This window comes from Fibrobacter sp., from assembly GCA_024398965.1.
GTDB lineage: Bacteria > Fibrobacterota > Fibrobacteria > Fibrobacterales > Fibrobacteraceae > Fibrobacter.
Genome location: JAKSIF010000045.1, coordinates 1 through 18217, shown reverse-complemented (window position 1 = coordinate 18217; position 18217 = coordinate 1). Strand labels below are relative to the sequence as shown.

General features: G+C 51.3%; 19 protein-coding genes. 9 read left to right on the top strand and 10 right to left on the bottom strand.

What is annotated here, in order from left to right:
- On the bottom strand, window positions 1-1313 hold a 1313-nt coding region (locus MJZ26_12520), incomplete at its 3' end, for an aspartate kinase (protein ID MCQ2106604.1).
- A gap of 223 nt (window positions 1314-1536) precedes the next feature.
- Here MJZ26_12520 and MJZ26_12515 point away from each other — a divergent pair.
- Window positions 1537-2457, top strand: a complete 921-nt coding sequence (locus tag MJZ26_12515) for a sigma-54 dependent transcriptional regulator (protein ID MCQ2106603.1) — start codon at window positions 1537-1539, stop codon at window positions 2455-2457.
- On the opposite strand, the gene MJZ26_12510 is transcribed toward MJZ26_12515, so the two are convergent.
- Together MJZ26_12510 and MJZ26_12505 are read right to left on the bottom strand one after the other, a co-directional pair.
- Window positions 2447-3373: a PorV/PorQ family protein gene (locus tag MJZ26_12510; GenBank protein MCQ2106602.1), complete on the bottom strand. Its 927-nt coding sequence runs from the start codon at window positions 3371-3373 to the stop codon at window positions 2447-2449. The two genes, MJZ26_12515 and MJZ26_12510, sit on opposite strands and share 11 nt — an antisense overlap.
- Window positions 3374-3448: 75 nt before the next feature.
- Window positions 3449-4972 (bottom strand): phosphomannomutase, encoded by a 1524-nt coding sequence (locus MJZ26_12505; GenBank protein MCQ2106601.1) that lies wholly within the window; start codon window positions 4970-4972, stop codon window positions 3449-3451.
- 158 nt (window positions 4973-5130) lie between these two features.
- Between MJZ26_12505 and MJZ26_12500 the strand changes: the two genes are divergently transcribed.
- Window positions 5131-6819 carry a hypothetical protein gene (locus MJZ26_12500; protein MCQ2106600.1) on the top strand — a complete coding sequence of 563 codons (1689 nt, stop codon included), beginning with the start codon at window positions 5131-5133 and terminating at the stop codon, window positions 6817-6819.
- On the opposite strand, the gene MJZ26_12495 is transcribed toward MJZ26_12500, so the two are convergent.
- On the bottom strand, window positions 6809-7363 hold the full coding sequence (locus MJZ26_12495; protein ID MCQ2106599.1) for a hypothetical protein: 555 nt from the start codon (window positions 7361-7363) through the stop codon (window positions 6809-6811). The two genes, MJZ26_12500 and MJZ26_12495, sit on opposite strands and share 11 nt — an antisense overlap.
- A gap of 46 nt (window positions 7364-7409) precedes the next feature.
- Between MJZ26_12495 and MJZ26_12490 the strand changes: the two genes are divergently transcribed.
- Both MJZ26_12490 and rsmA read left to right on the top strand, forming a co-directional pair.
- Entirely contained in the window at window positions 7410-8279 is an 870-nt protein-coding gene (locus MJZ26_12490) for a patatin family protein (GenBank protein ID MCQ2106598.1), read from the top strand.
- Between the two features lie 62 nt (window positions 8280-8341).
- Complete coding sequence (gene rsmA, locus MJZ26_12485) at window positions 8342-9124, top strand: 16S rRNA (adenine(1518)-N(6)/adenine(1519)-N(6))-dimethyltransferase RsmA (GenBank protein MCQ2106597.1); 783 nt, start codon at window positions 8342-8344, stop codon at window positions 9122-9124.
- 6 nt (window positions 9125-9130) lie between these two features.
- Here the strand turns inward: rsmA and MJZ26_12480 are convergent, their stop codons facing one another.
- Window positions 9131-10393 carry a glycoside hydrolase family 5 protein gene (locus MJZ26_12480; protein MCQ2106596.1) on the bottom strand — a complete coding sequence of 421 codons (1263 nt, stop codon included), beginning with the start codon at window positions 10391-10393 and terminating at the stop codon, window positions 9131-9133.
- A 212-nt stretch (window positions 10394-10605) separates the two neighbouring features.
- Here MJZ26_12480 and MJZ26_12475 point away from each other — a divergent pair, with 212 nt between their 5' ends.
- On the top strand, window positions 10606-11226 hold the full coding sequence (locus MJZ26_12475) for a xanthine phosphoribosyltransferase (GenBank protein MCQ2106595.1): 621 nt from the start codon (window positions 10606-10608) through the stop codon (window positions 11224-11226).
- Between the two features lie 20 nt (window positions 11227-11246).
- On the top strand, window positions 11247-12578 hold the full coding sequence (locus MJZ26_12470) for a purine permease (GenBank protein MCQ2106594.1): 1332 nt from the start codon (window positions 11247-11249) through the stop codon (window positions 12576-12578).
- A gap of 82 nt (window positions 12579-12660) precedes the next feature.
- Here MJZ26_12470 and MJZ26_12465 read toward each other — a convergent pair whose 3' ends face one another.
- Window positions 12661-13500: a metallophosphoesterase gene (locus MJZ26_12465; GenBank protein MCQ2106593.1), complete on the bottom strand. Its 840-nt coding sequence runs from the start codon at window positions 13498-13500 to the stop codon at window positions 12661-12663.
- 74 nt (window positions 13501-13574) lie between these two features.
- Between MJZ26_12465 and MJZ26_12460 the strand changes: the two genes are divergently transcribed.
- From MJZ26_12460 to MJZ26_12450, 3 genes are all read left to right on the top strand, one after another.
- Window positions 13575-14135: a flavin reductase family protein gene (locus tag MJZ26_12460; protein MCQ2106592.1), complete on the top strand. Its 561-nt coding sequence runs from the start codon at window positions 13575-13577 to the stop codon at window positions 14133-14135.
- A 25-nt stretch (window positions 14136-14160) separates the two neighbouring features.
- Window positions 14161-14316: a hypothetical protein gene (locus MJZ26_12455; protein MCQ2106591.1), complete on the top strand. Its 156-nt coding sequence runs from the start codon at window positions 14161-14163 to the stop codon at window positions 14314-14316.
- A gap of 141 nt (window positions 14317-14457) precedes the next feature.
- Entirely contained in the window at window positions 14458-14796 is a 339-nt protein-coding gene (locus MJZ26_12450) for an N-acetyltransferase family protein (GenBank protein MCQ2106590.1), read from the top strand.
- A gap of 18 nt (window positions 14797-14814) precedes the next feature.
- Here the strand turns inward: MJZ26_12450 and MJZ26_12445 are convergent, their stop codons facing one another.
- The 4 genes from MJZ26_12445 to MJZ26_12430 all read right to left on the bottom strand — a co-directional run.
- Window positions 14815-15267, bottom strand: a complete 453-nt coding sequence (locus tag MJZ26_12445) for a hypothetical protein (GenBank protein MCQ2106589.1) — start codon at window positions 15265-15267, stop codon at window positions 14815-14817.
- 244 nt (window positions 15268-15511) lie between these two features.
- Complete coding sequence (locus tag MJZ26_12440) at window positions 15512-16126, bottom strand: fibrobacter succinogenes major paralogous domain-containing protein (GenBank protein ID MCQ2106588.1); 615 nt, start codon at window positions 16124-16126, stop codon at window positions 15512-15514.
- A 62-nt stretch (window positions 16127-16188) separates the two neighbouring features.
- A complete protein-coding gene (locus MJZ26_12435; GenBank protein ID MCQ2106587.1) occupies window positions 16189-17280 on the bottom strand; it encodes a PDDEXK nuclease domain-containing protein in 1092 nt (363 codons plus the stop codon).
- 20 nt (window positions 17281-17300) lie between these two features.
- A partial coding sequence (locus MJZ26_12430; GenBank protein MCQ2106586.1) for a PDDEXK nuclease domain-containing protein occupies window positions 17301-18217 on the bottom strand: 917 nt, incomplete at its 5' end.

Here is an 18217-nt window from a genome sequence, read left to right as displayed (position 1 = left end):
GTGAATGCGTCGTAGATGGCCTTGATGGCCTTGTTCATGTCGTCTTCATCCACACCGGTGATGATGTTGATCTGGGAAGAACCCTGGTCGATGATTCGGACGTTGACGCTGTTTTCTGCAAGGGCGGTGAAGAGCTTTGCAGCAACACCGATCTTGTTGGTCATGCCATGGCCAACGGTAGCGATAAGGCTGATGCCCTTGAAGATCTTGATGCGGTCCGGATGCATCTGCTGAGTGATGTCTTCCATGACCACGTGTTCAACGGCTTCCAGCTTCTTGGTATCCACAACGATGCTCATGGAGTCGATGGCGCTGGGGCACAGTTCGTAGGAAAGGCCTTCGCCTTCGAGAACGGCCAGCACGCGGCGACCGAAACCAACTTCCTTGTTCATCATGGACTTTTCGATGTAGATCATGGAGAAGCCCTTACGGCCGGCAACGCCGGTGATGGGAAGCTTGGTGGATTCCGGAGTGGGGCCGATGATGGTACCGGCGTCTTCGGGGCGGTTGGTGTTGCGGATATTGATAGGAATCTTCTTGGCGCGGCAAGGAGCGATGGATTCGTCGTGAAGGACGCTTGCGCCGGAGTAGGCCAGTTCGCGGATTTCGCGGTAGGACACGTATTCGATGGGCAGCGGATTTTCGACGATGCGGGGGTCAGCCATCAGCATGCCGGAAACATCGGTCCAGTTTTCGTAGGTTTCGGCGTCGATTGCGTTGGCGAGAATTGCGCCGGTAATATCGGAGCCGCCGCGGCTGAAGGTCTTCAGTTCGCCACGGGTGTTGGAACCGTAGAAGCCCGGAAGAACGTAGAGCTTGTTCTCGTCGGAAAGGGCCTTGGCGATGGTTTCGTAGCTGGAAGGCAGAATGCGGTACTTTTCATCGAAGGTGATGATGGGGAAAGTATCCACGAATTCGGCACCCAGGTACACGGACATGACGCGAGCGCTCAGGTATTCGCCACGGCTTACGAGGTAGTCGGTGGTGATGCTTTCAACGTCGTCGCGAAGCTGCTTTTCAAGCTTGTCCAGGTCTTCGGCAACCTTGGGTTCGATACCAAGGTCGGAGCAAATTTCGAGATAGCGGTTGCGGATCAGGTTCCAGGGTTCGGAGAAATCCAGGTGCTTGGAAGCGAGATCATAGGTGCTGTAGAGGAGGTCGGTCAGCTTGGTTTCCTTGGGATTGCGCTTACCGGGAGCGGATACCACTACGACCTTGCGCTTTGCATCGGAGGAAACGATGTTCTTGATTTTACGGAACTGACCTGCGTCGGCGACGGAAGAGCCACCGAACTTACATACGATTCTAGACATGTGTTTTCCTTTGGGCTGCCGGCCCCTGGGTCCCAAGCCTCGCGCCCCGTTCGGAGCGACAAACCTTCGACTCGGACCTACTTGCCTAAGCCAGCCACTTGTGAATACCCTGAAGCGCCTCCATTCTACGTACTCGAATGTAAAATCTTCAAGGCGGGCGTAAAATTAATAAAAAAAGCCGTTCAATTAAAGGGAAAAAAGCGTGTATAAAGATGGAGCCTCTATGAAAAACATCGAAAACATCCTTCTAATCGCAGCTAAATCCGACATCTCCGTACTCCTGCAGGGGGAATCCGGCGCCGGAAAGGAAGTCTGTGCCCGCTATATACACAGCCACAGCCCGCGGAAAAACGCACCTTTCATGGCACTGAACTGCGGGGCCATTTCCCGAAACCTTACGGAAAGCATTCTGGAAGGCGCCAAGAAAGGGGCCTTCACGGGCGCCCATACGGACCAGCCGGGCGTCGTGCGGGCGTCCCACGGCGGGACTCTGTTCCTGGACGAAATCGGCGAGATGCCGCTGGACATCCAGTGCAAACTCCTGCGGATACTGCAAGAGAAAGCTGTACTGCCCCTGGGTTCCGCCCAAAGCATTCCTGTAGACTTCAGGCTGATTTGCGCCACCAACAGGGACTTGCGACATGAGGTAGCCGCAGGGCGGTTCCGCGAGGACCTCTACTTCAGATTGAACGTGCTCCCCATACGGGTCCCGCCATTACGGGAACGCGACGACTTCAAGGACATTGCGCAGCAGCTCTGGCAGGAGGCCTGCTGTTCCGAGAACTGTGCCCTGGAGGAGCACGAAGTGGCGGCCCTGTCCCGCAGAAACTGGCCCGGCAATGTACGCCAGCTAAAGAACGTAATGCAACGCTATGCCCTGCTCAAGCCACACGGCATAAACCTAGTGGACATCCTGTCTGCGGAATTCGAAATAGAACCTGGCCTAAACCATACAGCCAATGGCAAAAGCCCAGCCCAAACGCTTGCGGAACCTATGGGGCTGTACCGCGCAAGACCTCACTGGGACACAATCAACCAGGAGCTTGAAAACAACAAATGGAACAGAAGCCTTACGGCAAGAAAACTGGGAATCAGCCGAGGTAGCCTAAACTACCAGATAAAGATCCACAGCGCTAGAACTTGAGACCGATACTAAGGTAATGATTTCCGCCTTCAAATGCGGGGCGGGGGCTGTAACCGTAGTCAAACACGATCATGCCGAAGGCAAAGCCAAGACCGCAGCTGATACCATTCTCGGTGTCGGGACGGATGGCATAACCAAGACGCAAGGAAAGAGCGTCCATGTAGTTGACTTCACCGCCAAAGAGCCACTGGTCTTCCGTATCGGCACGGCGGTATGCATCTACATTAAGATGGATGTTCCAACTTTCAGAAATAGGCAGGATACCGCTGACACCAGCCTGGACTGCCATGGGGGCCACTTCGTCTTCGCCGTCGTAGTCGCCCATGTAACCGGCGTTGGTCACGGTAGCGCCAAAACCCACGTACTTGTTCACGCGGTAAGAGAGACCGGCGTCACCAAGAATGGCGATGGCGGATTCATCGTCGATAGTCTGCTGTGCAAAGCGTGCGGTAGCAGCCCAGTTGAAAACCTTGCCGCGGCTGCCGAGACCTGCCTGAAGGCTCCAGGCGTAGGCGCCGTAATCATCAGTCTTGAGGCCGTTCTCGTCGCGGCCCTCGATACCGTCATAACCAAGGAAATCCACCGTCATGGACATGGCCAGAGGATAGTTCGCAATGGAGAAGGGCAAGCCGTAATAGGCCGAAACAAAATTATCGGCGCCATGCTCATCGAAGATGATTTGGTTCAAACCGAATTCAGCTTCATTGACTGCGCTCATGGCCAACGGGTTGCGCCCTACTTCGGATACGCGGCCAGCATCTGCCACACCTGCGCCAGACATGGCGGCAGAACGAGCGGAAGTCTGCATAGAAAGAAACTTCATGGAAGAACCACCGCGGTCCACATGCCAAAACTCGCCAGCAAAGGCGGCTGTGGCGGAACAAAGCAAAGCGGTTGCAAGAAGTTTCTTCATCATAGGTTTAAAATACAAAAAAAGAGTTAAACGTCACTGGATCCTTCGCAAGCTTTGCTTGCTCAGGATGACGTAAGGCTACTTTCTCCAGCCTTCCATGACCTTGAGGCAGTCGGCCAGAAGTTCGGCGGAGCGTTCCTTGCCTTCGGTTTCCACATAGCAGCGGAATTCCGGGGCGTTGCCGCTGGGGCGCAGGTGCACGATATCGCCGGAGTCAAATTCCATACGGTAGCCGTCCACTTCGTTGAGGGAAACCATCTTGCCGTGGAAAGGAGCGCCCTTGTTGAACTTGCTGGGCTTTGCGGCAAACTTGCCGAACAGCTTTTCGCCAAGCTTCTGCTCGCGGATTTCGGCAAGCTTTGCCTTGGAAATCTCGGTGGGGAATTCCTTGAGGCGGTCGCTTACGGTGAAGCGCTTGGGAAGTTTGCGGAGCAAATCAACGACGCACATCTTCTGTTCGCGAACCATGACCATCACAGCGATCATGGGAAGCAGAGCGTCGCGGGTAGGCAGAGCGGGCAGCGTACGGGTAACGCCATCGTAGGCGGTACGCTTCAGGTCGGTCTGCAGCAAGAAACCGCCGTTGGCTTCGTAACCTGCGACGGACACATCCGCGGAGTTCGCGTCCACGAGGCTTTCCATGCCGGCGATTACATACGGAGAACCGATGCGGGAACGTTCAATCTTTTCAAAGCTGCCGCACTTTTCAAGAGAGGTATTGCAGCTGACGGGAGTAGCAATGCGCTTGATACCCAGAGCCTGGGAAGCGAGAATGCCAAGAACGTCACCGCGGAGCCACATGCCCACGTCATCGGCCAAAAGCGGGCGGTCGCTATCGCCATCGGTACTGAACACGGCGTCTACATAATCCTTGTGGGTAAATTCGCGGGCCAGTTCCTCATCTTCGGGGCGGATAGCTTCAGTATCCACGGGAACAAAAACGTCACTGCGGCCAAAGGGCTTGACGCAGGCGCCAAGGCTTTCAAGAACGCGGACCACGATATCGCGGCCAACTGCGGAATGCTGGTACACGCCGATAGTCAAACCCTGCAGGGCCTTTTCGCCAAAAAACTTGGGGTAACGCAGGCAGTAGTTTTCTTCTGCTTCCTTTTCGACTGCAGGAAGTTCTGGAGCGGCGACGAGCATGCCGTCGGCGCCAAACATGGCTTCGTCAAAATCAACACTCTGGCTTACGATACCTTGTTCGTCAGCCTTGGTGATTTCGCCATTGGGGTGGTTGAACTTGATGCCGTTGCGGTCGGCGGGAATATGGGAGCCGGTCACCATGATGGTGGGCAGCTTCTTGTCGAGGCCATAGAGGGCGATTGCAGGGGACGGAATGCGGCCGCAGTAAGTCACCTTCCAGCCGGCATCCTGACCAGCCTTCACCAGAGCCTGCAAGATGCGACCGGTACTGGGGCGAAGGTCGCCAGCGATTGCGATTTCGTGATCGCACTTGTAGGAAGCTTCGCAGTACTTGATAAAGGAGCGAGCGTAAACGTAGCATACGCGATCGGTCATGGCAGAAACCAGGCCGCGTGCCCCACTGGTACCGAAAGCCACACCGGACTGCTTCATTACATCTTGCATTGCAACGGACATAAAAACCTCATTTTTTTGCGCAGTACAGGACCGCGCCTTAACTTATGCTGACAAAATAGCAAAACAATCGGTCATTTTTACTGGTTACACAAAAAACCAGCCATGTTGGCAGAATCTTCCCTATGGAAACGTTTTTTATTTATGTTTAAAACATGAATATGAAGAAGAATGTTTTCGCTATTTCCCTTGGTTTTGCAGCATGCCTCCAAGCCCAGGAAATTATCCCTCAGGATCAACCCGCAGCAGAAACGCCTGCGGTAGCCACAGTTGAAGCTCCCGCTACGACGGAAAGCCCGGTGGAAGCGCCTGCTACTGAGGCCGCAACCCCTGAAACAGCCGCGGCAGAAGTCCCGAGTACAGAGCCCACCGCGACAGCAGAGCAGGCAGCGTCTGCAGAAGCCGCGCCTGCCGCTCCCGAGGCAACAGCGGAAAACATTCCGGCAGAAAGCCCTACAGAAGCTATTGCAGATACTACCGCACAGATGCCTGTGCAGCAAAATCCCGAGACCGTCGAGATTTCCCAGGACAACACATCCGAAACGCCGGTTCAGCCCGCCAGCGACTTTACCGCAGACAGCACCACTCCTGCGGATTCCTTACAGCAAGTCCAGCAGGCGATGGAACAGCCCGCTCAGGATTCCACCCAGGCGGTTGAAACCGCAGCCCCCGCCGATTCTGCAGCGACAGCTGCCGCAGTCGTAGCAGATGCTACGCCTGCCCAGGCCGCGGCTTCCGTTGCCGAAGCTCCGGCTGCGCCCAAGCACAAGCTCGACATTCTTCACGGAAACGCCTACAATCTCGTTGGCAACGAAGCCGCCGCCGCTACAATCGGCGGAGACCTTTCCATGCCCCACAAGATGTTCGGCCATAAGCTGGCCTACATCGAACCCGTAGACGAATCCGGCGTTGTTGCCTTCGGCGAAAACAAGACGTTCTTCATGGCCTTCGAAAAAAATGAGGATTTCGGCAACATTGCCGCAGGTCTCGCCATCGATGGATTCGGTTTCTCTCTCGAGACCAATATCGGCAAGGCATGGAAATACGAGGACTCCGACTACTCTAGTACCACTACAAAGGAAACCCGTGGCGACACCTATTTCGCAGGTACTTTGTCAGCCAAAATCGGCAACCTTGACGTGGGCCTGGCCGGCGGCTACCTCAATCCCGAAAACAACATCCTGTTGGACGAAGGAAACCATGTTTCAGAGGAAATCTCCTGGGACGCCTTCGGAACATTCACCATTGGCAATTCCTCTAACAACGCCTTTGCATGGTCCTTTACTCTGAGTGTCGACAGACATGTTGCTCAAAGCAAGACCATGGACAAGAGCATCATCGTCGGAGAAGATGGAAAATCCTATATCGCTACCTACAGGGCGACTGTTACCAAGCCTGAATCCGGCGTATTGGTAGTCCCGGAATTCAACTTCGGTAGCGCGGTTCTCCAATCCGAAAAATCCAGGGTCTTTGTGGGCCTCAACACCATGATTCCCATGGTCGCCTACGACCGCATCAAGGACATGGTCAGTCGCCATAACGAATACAGCATTGTCCTGACTCCGAACATTCTCGGTGAAGTCGCCCTGGGAAACCATGTCATCGCCTTCGGTGGAGCCAACTACCAGTGGCAAGCATTCTCGATGAATGACTCCCGCATTGAAAATGTCGATACCAAGGTTGTAGAAATCAATCCGGGCCAGGCCACAGCCAACATGGGTATCCGTGTCTATGGAGAAAACGCAGCCCTGGAACTTACCTTCACCCGCGAATTCCTGCAGAATCCCTTCGGCAGTTTCTCCGACCATGAAACCGTCGCCGTGTCCCTGGGAGCCTTCCTTAACTTCTAGAGGCGCAGACCAGGGTGTTCAATGCAAGCACCTTCTCCTGGAAATCCTCTATGGAAGTCCCGACCACAAGAATCAATTTTTCCAGGTTGATTCGGTCGGGTATGGTAATGACATCTGGCAAGATCTTCGACGACTTGATCGTCTTTGCAAGGTCCTTGTCGTAGGCGTCTCCTAGTTGCCAGAAATCAGGAATCTCGGGCATGTGGGCAACTTCAAATTGCAGTGTCTTGCATGCATCAAGAATCTTGGGGCTGCTTCGGAAATTCGCTACGCACTGCGCAGCCGGAAATTTCTCACGGATAGCCAGAAGAGTTCCCGCCATATAGAGACTTCCTCCCATCTTGGGATTTCGAACGTAGCAGCAGTCGTTTTCCACACGGCGGATACGGCCCGGAATATCGCAGACTTCCGCAGCAGACGTTCCACGAATTGTGTATCCGATGTTGGTTCCGATTTCAGGAAGAATCCTATAGACATTCGCGGCCACAAGTCTATCGGCACAGGCCTTCAGATTTTTGCAAAGCAATTTTTCTTCTTCTGTCATACACATTTACCTTTGACAAAAAACTATAAAATTTAAATTTGAAACAATGTCTAAGGTTTTTATAAAAGATGTCGCCCTGGTTCTCGAGGGCGGTGGAATGCGCGGAGCCTACACGGCGGGCGTGCTGGATGTTCTGCACGATCAGGGATTCAAGTTCGGCGGTTATGCAGGAACTTCTGCCGGGGCAACCCACCTTTGCAACTACCTGTCGGAACAGCGCGACAGGAACTTCCGTCTGGATACGATCCACTCCCAGGACAAGCGCTATATGAGCCTTGGAAACTGGCTTCGTACCGGCAACTACTTTGACCTGAAATTCTGCTATCACACGGTTCCCGAAGAAATCGATCCCTTCGACTTTGATACTTTCAAGAAAAACGCGGCGGAGTCCGACTTCTATGCCGCAGCCAGCAACGTAGAAACCGGCGGCGCCGAGCATCTGCTTGTACGCGACCTGCGCACTCAAATGGATGCAATCAGGGCGTCCTCCTCGCTGGCCCTCGCCAGCAGCCTTGTGGAATACGAAGGCAAGAAAATGTTCGACGGAAACACCGCCGACAGCATCCCCTTTGAATTCATGGACAGCATCGGATTCAAGAAGCAGGTGGTAATCGTTACCCGCCCCAAGGGATACAAGAAATCGGCCAATTCCCTGCTGCCCCTCTACAAGCTGGTTTACCGCAAGTATCCCAAGTTCATCGAAGCGGTCGGCAACCGTCATGTACGCTACAACAAGTGCCTGACAACTCTCGCCCAATGGGAAAAGCAGGGCAGATCCTTTGTGTTCCGCCCCAGCGTGAACATGAAAATCAACCGCGTCGAGAAGGACGCCTCCAAGATTACCGCCCTCTATGCCCTAGGTGTCAAGGACGCCAAGGACCAGCTGGAAAACCTGAAGCGATTTCTCGGGATGTAGATTCCTCGGGATGTAACGACCCGCAGCGCGGGGCATTGCGTAAAATTTCTAGATTTTAAAGTATGGATAGAGCACGACGTCGCAAATTCGGCCAGAACTTTCTGGATGTTCCCACCGCCATGGCGATCGCAGGCGATTTGCCTGCGAGCAACGGCGAAGCCGTCCTGGAAATCGGTCCAGGCCATGGCGCCCTCACAGAACACCTGCTGAACCGCGGTGTAGAACTGACCGCCGTCGAAATCGACGAACAGTGCGTCGAAGTGCTGAACGGAAAATTCGGCGACCGCAAGAATTTCCATATCACGAACATCGACTTTTTGAAATTCGACCTCCAGGCATTCCTGGATGCCCACGAAAAACCCTGGGTCACAGGAAACCTGCCCTACAATGTTTCCACAGCAATTATTGCAGGTCTCATGCCACGACTGCATTTGACCAAGGGCTTTATGGGCATGGTCCAGCTGGAAGTTGCCGAACGCATTTGCGCAGCCCCCTGCAGCAGCAATTACGGGAGCCTTTCCGTTTTGGTTTCTGCCTACGCAGACACCCAGATTCTACGAAAGATCGGGCCAGAACACTTTACGCCCAAGCCAAACGTAGACAGCGCCACCATGCTGCTGACACCGCGTGCCGACGCACTCCAAGCCCCCGAAGGATTCTTCGACTTTGTCCGCGCCGCCTTTACACAAAAGCGCAAGACACTTACCAACTCCTTCGGCAAGGCCTACGATAAAAAGAAAATCCAGGAAGCCATCGAGGTCCTAGATTATCCTACCACCGTCCGCGCCGAGGAACTTTCCCCAGAGCAGTTCCTGGAATTCTACAAGGTCATTGTAGGCGCGTAATTAAACTCAGGGTTCAGCCTTACAGCGTACATAACTATCGGGATTTGTAGATAAATAGCCCTTTACCAAATTTCCCGCCTCGCTGTAAACCAGTGAATCAACCGTGGTTTCCTGAAGGAATGCGGCCGTGCCCTCATTAATCTTGGACGCAGACCAGTTCGCAGAGGAGAGCTTATTCTCGTTAAGCCACTTCTGCCATTCCGCATTGCGCTCCACATTTGGAACACCCCTGCCGCTTGCAGCACCCGTGCCCCATTCACTAACAAAGATGGAAAGCCCCGCGTCCATGGCCCTGTTGGCGCCCCTACCCGTAGTAGAAACCAGGTGGGAATTTGCATAGTAATGGAACGTGTAGGCCACATTGTGGGCAGGATCCGTCACTTCATTGCCAATAGCCCTTTGAGGAGACTGGTCCCATGTGGGACTTCCCACAAGAACAAGGTTGTCGGAGAACTGTCTAATAACATCGATAACCCTGTTTGCGTAAGTCTTAACCGTATCCCACTCAATTTGTGTGGGTTCATTGTAAACTTCAAAAATCACGTTGTCATATTTGCCGTACTTTTGTGCCATTTCCGCAAAGAACGGAATTGCATCGGCAAGCTGCTTGTGAGCGGTATGGGAATGCCAGTCGATAATCACGTAAATATCGTACTTTACCGCAGCCTTGACAACTTCCTCAATCAATTCTCTTTGAGCATCGGGATCGCGAAGAAATCCTGGTGTTCCGCCCCAATATTCCTCCGTACCGATGGCAGCTCGAATCAGTTCAATCTTCATGTCCTTCACCATGGTAGAAATGCCCGCATCAGAGTAGAACATGGTAGCCTGATGCAGCAGGCTCCAATAGAGACTCATTCCACGAACCTGGACCTCGGCGCTATCGGCAACGCCTTGGCAGCTGCCATAAATTCGGCCGACACCGCGGGAATTTTTACCTGCAAGCAGTTTTCCGTACTGGCTCACGGGTCCGACACGTTCACTCTCGGGAAACACGACGGGCTTGTAAGAGGGAATGACTATTTCCACTTCCACGGCAGGAGAATCAACCTTCGCCGTATCTGCCGGCACCTCCACCAAAGTCGTATCGGCAACCTCAACAACGGAGGAATCAGCAACATCCACAAGAGAGGTATCCAAAACCTCCACAGAAGTGGAATCAGCTACGGGAGCCTCGCTTGCGATTTCCTCTAGATAAAATTCCACTGCATTATCACTAGTGCAAGCCCAAAGGGCAAAGGCACAAACCACCAGGGACAAAAGACGCATAAAAAACATAAGACTCCGAAAGTTCTATACTAAAGCTACATAAGTCCCCCTGATAAGGGGCAAGTTTTCAAACATCTTTTGTATACAACAGGCAACAGCCAGAAAACAGGAACCTCCCCCTATTATCCCAAGTTTTCTACCCCTAGCAGGGCACGTTATCTCATTTTTACTAGCTTTTTACCATATAATTACACTCTTTACAAGAGATCCTTATGAACTTTCTTGAAGAAAAGATTCTCCGTGACGGCGTCATTAAGGAAGGAAACATCCTTAAGGTTGACAGCTTTTTGAATCATCAGATCGACGTGGATATTATGCGCCAGATGGCCTACGAATTCCAGCGCCGCTATCGCGATGTGGAAATCAACAAGATTCTGACTATTGAAGCCAGCGGCATCGCCATCGCCACACTGCTGGGACATCTTTACGACGTGCCCGTGGTTTTTGCGAAGAAGAGCCAGACCGCCAACAGCACCGACGACAAGTACGTGGCTCAGGCCTACTCCTTTACCCATAAGAAGATGAACAACGTGTTCATTTCAAAGCCCTACATGAAGGCTACCGACAAGGTCTTGATCGTAGACGACTTTTTGGCAGATGGCGCAGCAGCACACGCCTTGATTGACCTGGTCCATCAGGCTGGCGGCACTGTGGCAGGTCTCGGCATCGCCATCGAGAAGGGTCAGCAGAAGGGCGGCAGCACCCTGCGTGAAGAAGGCTACCGCGTGGAATCCATCGCCATCGTGGAATCCATGGATTGGCAGACGCAGACCATCAAGTTTAGGGAACAGCCGGAACTGCCGCTAAAGAATACGAATTTGAAACTGGGTTAGGTTCGAGGCGCGAGAAAAATATGAACAATTCATCAGAAAACATCTATCAGTTGGACGGCCGCGTGCCGGTGCTGAAGGCTTTGCCCTTCGGCTTGCAGCATGTGCTGGCCATGTTCGTTGCAAACATTACCCCCATCATGATTCTTGCCGGGGTTGTAAACCTGGATAAGGGGCTGACAGCGGCCCTCGTTCAGAACTGTATGATCATTGCAGGTATCGGTACCCTGGTGCAGCTTTTCCCCATCTGGAAAATCGGTTCCAGGTTGCCCATCGTCATGGGCATCAGCTTCACCTTCCTTTCTGTTTCCATCGGCATCGCCACCACCCAGGGCATGGGCACCCTCATGGGCGCCGTGATTGTTGGCGGTATCGTGGAAGGCATACTTGGACTTTTTGCAAAATACTGGTTGAAGCTTATTCCGCATATTGTGGCAGCGACTGTGGTAACGGCTATCGGTTTTTCGCTGTTACCTATCGGCGCAAACTCCTTCGCCGGCGGCCAGGGTTCTGCGGACTTCGGCGCAACACACAATTGGATCGTTGGAAGCGTCACCTTGCTCACCTGCTTGCTTACGCAGGTTTTCGCCAAGGGCTTCCTCCGCTCCCTCTCTGTGCTGGTGGGCCTTGTGGTCGGTTACGTTCTTGCTCTCTGCATGGGCATGGTGGACTTCTCCGGACTTTCTAACTGCAGCATCGTGGCGCTCCCCAAGATTTTACCCTTCTCTCCGGAATTCCACATTGGACCTATTCTTTCTGTGGTAGCCATCTTCCTGGTTTCTGCAACGGAAACCGTGGGCGATTCCAGCGCTCTTGTAAACGGAGCCCTCAAGCGCCAGATTCACAAGTCCGAAATGGGCGGTGCCATTTCCTGCGACGGTTTCGTCAGCACCATCTCCGGTATCTTTGGTTGCACCCCCATCACCTCCTTCAGCCAGAACGTGGGCCTTGCATCCCTCTCCGGTGTGGTGAACCGCTTTACCATCGCCACTGGCGCTATCGTCATGCTGCTGGGCGGCATCTTCCCGCCCATCGGTACATTGCTTACCACCATCCCGCAGGCAGTGCTTGGCGGCTGCACCATCATGATGTTCGGCTCCATTCTGTTTGCAGGTTTCGGCATGATGTCCAAGAGCGGATTTAGCCAGCGCAACATGGTCATCGTGAGCCTCTCCCTTAGCGTGGGCCTTGGCTTTACACAGGCCGCTGGCATGTTCAAGGAATTCCCGCAAATCTTCCAGACCATCTTCGCAGAAAACTGCGTGGCCGTGGTGTTCCTGCTGGCAGTGATCCTGAACCTGGTTTTGCCCAAGGAAAAGGAAGAAAAGAAAGCAGAAAACTCTACTGAAAAATAAGCCTTGAAACGAGGGCTTAAAATCGCGTGGATAACAAAAACGCTGGGTTTCAGGACCCGGCGTTTTTTTGATGGCAAGGCCGTCAAATTTCCAGCAGAAAGTCTTCCCGCTTCAGGCTGTTTTCTTCGTAGGGATGTTCGTTTGGGTAACCTACGGGATTGCAAAGCAGCAGGTGAGATTTGCCGAGGCTATCGCATACCACCCGCTTGATGGCGGAATGGGTGTGGCCCGCCTGCCAGATGGAACCATCGTCCAGATTTCTCAGGAACTCGTCTCCCTGAAAGAAGAAGTAGGTGGAATTCGGATTGGTCAGGTACATTTCCGCCATGCCGAATTCCATAGGCAAAAAATGGGTCATCATCACCTTCGGGCGGGCTGCTGTCAGGTCGTTCATGACAGCCTTGTAATGGGCCCAGAGAGCGTCGGTATCGTTGTCCTTGTAATTCCAGTGGCGGCCATCGAACCAGCGTGCTTTCCACAGGAATTTGTATTCCTCGACAGATGCATCCGGACGATGCCTGTAGGTAAAATCGCACATTCCCAAGCAACCCGCAACGTTTCCGATACGGGAATTTTCCAGCAGGTGGACATTGGGAATCTTCGCCGCTTCCTCAAGATAATAGGCAATCTTACTTTCAGAAGTAGGAAAGTCGCGATCCACGCCGAAAATTCCCTCACGTTCACAAATGACATCATGATTGCCCAGGCACACATAGACCTGCCGGTATTTTTCCGCAATGAACTTCAGGAACTCCACGTAGGTGAAGTAATTATTGGATATGTCACCCGCAATGCAGCACGCATCCGCCGGCAAGAAATTGCGCTCGAAAAATTCCTGAAAATAGCGACGCAACAAGGACACCGTTCTGGACAAGGGTGTATAAAAGTCAATATGCAGATCGCTAACGAAAAAAATATTCATGAGAAATAACGGCTACAGAAATATAAAAACTAACTATATTACTTTCAACGTAACAAAAATTTCAAGGAGTTACCATGCGCAAGGATCTCGGAAAGAAAGCTCTGCTTTACCCCCAGCCCGTTTTGATCATCGGGACCTACAACGAAGACAAGACCCCCAACGCCATGGTGGCCGCCTGGGGATGCGTCAACGATTTCGACAAGGTGACCATCTGCATCGACAAGACTCACAAGACCATGGACAACATCAAGGCGAACAAGTGCCTGACCGTGAGCATGGCCACCGCCGCAAACATCAAGCAGCTGGACTACCTGGGAATCACCTCGGGTCACAAGGTTGCGGACAAATTTGCAAAGTCCGGACTTTCCGCCGTCAAGAGCAAGAAGGTCAAGGCCCCCATCATCAAGGAACTCCCCCTGACCTTGGAATGCAAGGTCATGAGCTACGACGAAGAAACGGAACTGCTCTACACCCAGGTGGTGGGCGTTTCCGCCGACGAATCCATATTGAACGCAAAGGGCAAGGTGGACATCAAGAAACTTTGCCCCCTGTGCTACGATCCCGAAGGTCATGGCTATTACGCCCTAGGCGAAAAAATCGGCAACGCCTTCAAGGACGGAAAGAGCATTAAATAAAAACGCGTCATCCTGAGGGAACGAAGTGACCGAAGGATCTAGAGAATCAAATAACATGATAAGCATCCGCTCTGCAACAGTTGAAGACGCCGCCGCTATCTTGGCTATCTACAAGCCTTACGTAGAAGGCACCGCCATTACCTTCGAGTATGACGCCCCCTCTGTAGAGGAATTTGCATAGCGAATCCGCACGACGCTGGAAAAATATCCCTACCTGGTTCTGGAACGAATTGGGGACAGCTCAGGCCGCGCTGCTGGTACCGTCGGGGCCGTCGCAAGTTCGGAGTACGCCGCGGACGGAAATGGCGCAGGTACTGCAGAAATTCTTGGGTACTGTTACGCAGGGGTTTTCAAGGGCCGCGCCGCCTACAGCCGCAGCGTAGAAACATCCATCTACGTCAAGATGGGCGAACACGGGAAAGGCTATGGCCGCGCCCTGTATAACGAACTGGAAAAAGAACTGAAGGCTCGCGGGATTCTAAACGCCTACGCCTGCATCGCTTCGCCAAAACCTGGCAGCACCCACCTGGACAACAGCAGCCAGAAATTTCACGAACACATGGGCTACTCGCTGGTAGGCACCTTCAACGACTGCGCCTACAAATTCGGGCAATGGTATAACATGATCTGGATGGAAAAAATGCTGGGGGAACATCTGTAAGTTTATGGAAATTCCAAATCACTTTTCCGATTTCAACAAAGTTTCCTTGTAGAACGTCAAGGATGACATCCTATACTTAGGCTGAAGCGGTTCCTTTTTTAAGCCCTCGATAAAGTCATCTATGTATGAATGGAATTTTTGCACGATGAAATTAAAGCGTTTCAGAAGTTCTTTACGCTCAGCAGGGATCAAATGCGCTGGTGGTCCTATTTCATCATCACTCGCAACCAAGACGCTTTTACTAAAGTCTAAGCCAGAAGCTTTTCTTTGAGAGCCCTCGCCCTGAAACTTGTAGGCATGAGTATGTTGAATATGCGATCGAAATGGTATCGCAAACTTCAGTCCACGATATTCAATCAACAATACTAAATAAGGACGATTCTGCTTAGATAAAATTTCTGTATTTTCCTTATTGCGTTCATAAAACTGAGAAGACAACAAGGCCATCACCGGTTTAATTCTTTCTTTCATCAACTACCAAGGGTTTAAAAAAACAAAAAACCGTTCCTTATAGTTGATATAAGAAACGGTTCATCTAATGAGCTTTCTTTTTTATCTCAGGTGGTCGCTCTACCACCCTGTCATCAATTTGAGCTTTCTTTTTTTTCTCAGGTGGCGGCTCTGTCACCCTGTCTGAAAGAAAATATACTAAACATTCATCTTAAATGCAAGTACAATCAAAACAAAATCGTGCCATTCAAATTAGGGGGTATTTTTAGTTATTCCTGACACAACGAACTGAGAAGCCGTTATCCTTACCGTCGTAGTTCACGCCGGCAAGCTCGCGGTTGTAGAACAAATCCAGGTCGTACGCGCCGTTACTATTGTCCCCCGTAGAAGACCAGAAGCCTGCGCTGCTGCCCTCGATGTTGAAGGCGTCGAAGGGGCTGCAGTAGGCGCCTGCAGGCAACGCCCTAAAGCCGAGGGCATCGGTGCCGTTTCCGCTTTTGCCCTCATATTCATTCCAGCCGGTTTTGGATTTCAGTACGGTTCCTGCCTTGCCAATATCACCAGCCTTTTGACCGGCCAGAGTCACAAGGTCTTCAAGTTCCTGCTTATTGGGCAGGTGCCAGCCATCGGGGCAGGCAGTCACAGCCTCTCTCCAAACATAAAGGCGGCCATACTTTTCGCAGTTTTCAGGCTTGTTCTCGTAGCACTTGCTTTCGCCAGTCTGATAATTCAGGTTTTCCGCCATCCAAACCTGGTCTCCAATCTTTACAGTCTTATAGGTCTTGCCGTCACGGGTATCCTTTAGGGTTCCTGCATGGCTTACCGATGCAGCCCAAAGCACAAACAGAACAGCACCCATCTTCGCAATAAAATTTTTCATAAAGGCCTCTTAATTGAGAACAAATATAATTTATAAGATCTCCAACTAATGGTTGGAAATTTTTACAGCAGTTTCTTCAGTTCTTCTTCATTCGGCAAGACCTTTTGCAGTTTTTCTTGCATCAGCTTGTAAGTGGCAACGCCCATAGGGTGGTTATAATCCTGGATGACATATTCCACAAATGCCTTGTTCGCATTCTTGCAAAGAACAATTCCAATGGACGGTTCTTCATGAGGCTTGCGCACTTCGTCATCGAGAATGCGAAGGTAACTGCTTAACTGTCCCAAGTATGCAGGCTTAAAATCTCCCATCTTCAATTCAAAGGCAACGAGCGCATTCAACTCGCGATTGTAAAAAAGCAAGTCAATATACTGATCTTCACCGAACTTTTCAAGATGGTACTGATTCCCGATGAATGCAAAATCCTTGCCAAATTTCATGATGAAATTTTTGATGTTATGGATAATTCCATTCTCAACAACGCGCTCATCTACAAGGGATTTATCCCGTTCGCCAAGTTCCTCCACATTCATAAAGTCCAACAGATATTCATCCTTGAACATGGAAATTGCCTGCAGCGCCGACTGGGGACTATTCAAAGTGGAAGAAAAATTGTTTGACATTTGCCCCTGGTGATGGTAAGCGCCAGACTTGATCTCGGACTTCAAAAATTCAACCGTCCAGGAATTTTTGGCGCAACGCTCGATGTAAAAAAGGCGCTCCTCCCGAGACTTTGCACCCGTCAAAATATTGATGTGATGAGTGAATGAAATGGCATCAAAACCATAAAATTGACTAAATTCGTTCAAATTCGCCAATTCGGCAATTACGATTGCCGAATTAGACACGTTTTCAGCCGGATGCCACTCCTCAAAAAAGGTCCGCATATACTTAATACTACGTTCCGAAAAACCGCGCAAACCCGGCAGTTCCTTCTGCAAGCGTTCACTAATCTGCTTGATTGCATTGCCACCCCAACGCCCGTAACGCGTATTCAGGGAAACAAATCGTCCCACCGAAAAGTACAACGCCAACTGAATCTTGTTGGTGGAACTAGCCGCCATGTACTGGCTTTGCAGAATGGCCGATTTGATTGTATCAACAGCCACCGGAATGGAAACTGCATTTTGTGAACTTGGATTTTTTCTGGGCATAGTATCTCCTTTGAAAATATTCATCCATTTAACTGATCTTCCAGTTCCTTGATAGAGGGCAGGCAACTCTTGAAATCCTTCGGGTAAATTTTTGACAATTCAAATTCTGAAATGGCAATGGGATTGACTGAACCCTCCAAGGAATATTGCGCAAGAACTTCGTCCTTGTCCTTACACACCAAAATACCAAGCGTAGGCTTGTCTTCTGGACTTTTCAACAAGTGATTCACAGCCACCACGTAAGTGCTAAGTTGTCCAATGTAAGCAGGTTCAAACTTCCCTGTTTTCACTTCAACTACCACATAGCAATGCAACTTGGTGTTGTAAAAAAGCATATCCAGAAATTGTTCAGTTGCACCGACCTGCAAACGATATTCTCGCCCCATGTAGGCAAAACCGCGACCAAGTTCCATCAGGAACATTTCAATATTCTTGAGCAGAGCGTCTTTCAATTCCCGTTCCTCAAAATCGCTACGAACTTCCACAAAGTCAAAGCAATACGGGTCTCGAGTCAATTCACGAGCCAAGTCCCCCTGCTCCTTAGGTAAAGTCGTTGTAAAGTTAGTAACGGCTCTACCTTCACGCTCATACAGGTCTGTATCAAGAAACGTAAGCAACATGGAACGAGACCAGTTGTTTTCAATGGTCTTTTTTACAAAGAAAAGAGCCTTTTTAGGGGAATTTTTACACTTATCAATAATACGTCTATGATGGTCCCAAGGAATTTTCCACAAATCGTCCGCAAGTTGCGGACGAATTCGGTTGTTCAAATCGTCAGCAAGTTGCTGACGAATTCGGCCGTTCAAATCGTCCACAAGTTGTGGACGATTTTGTCCTGCTACAAAATCCTTGTACAAATCGTAGAAATACACAGCATATTTTAGAGTCGTCGGCGAAAACCCCTTGGCATTTGGGATTTCACGACGCAGATCTTCGC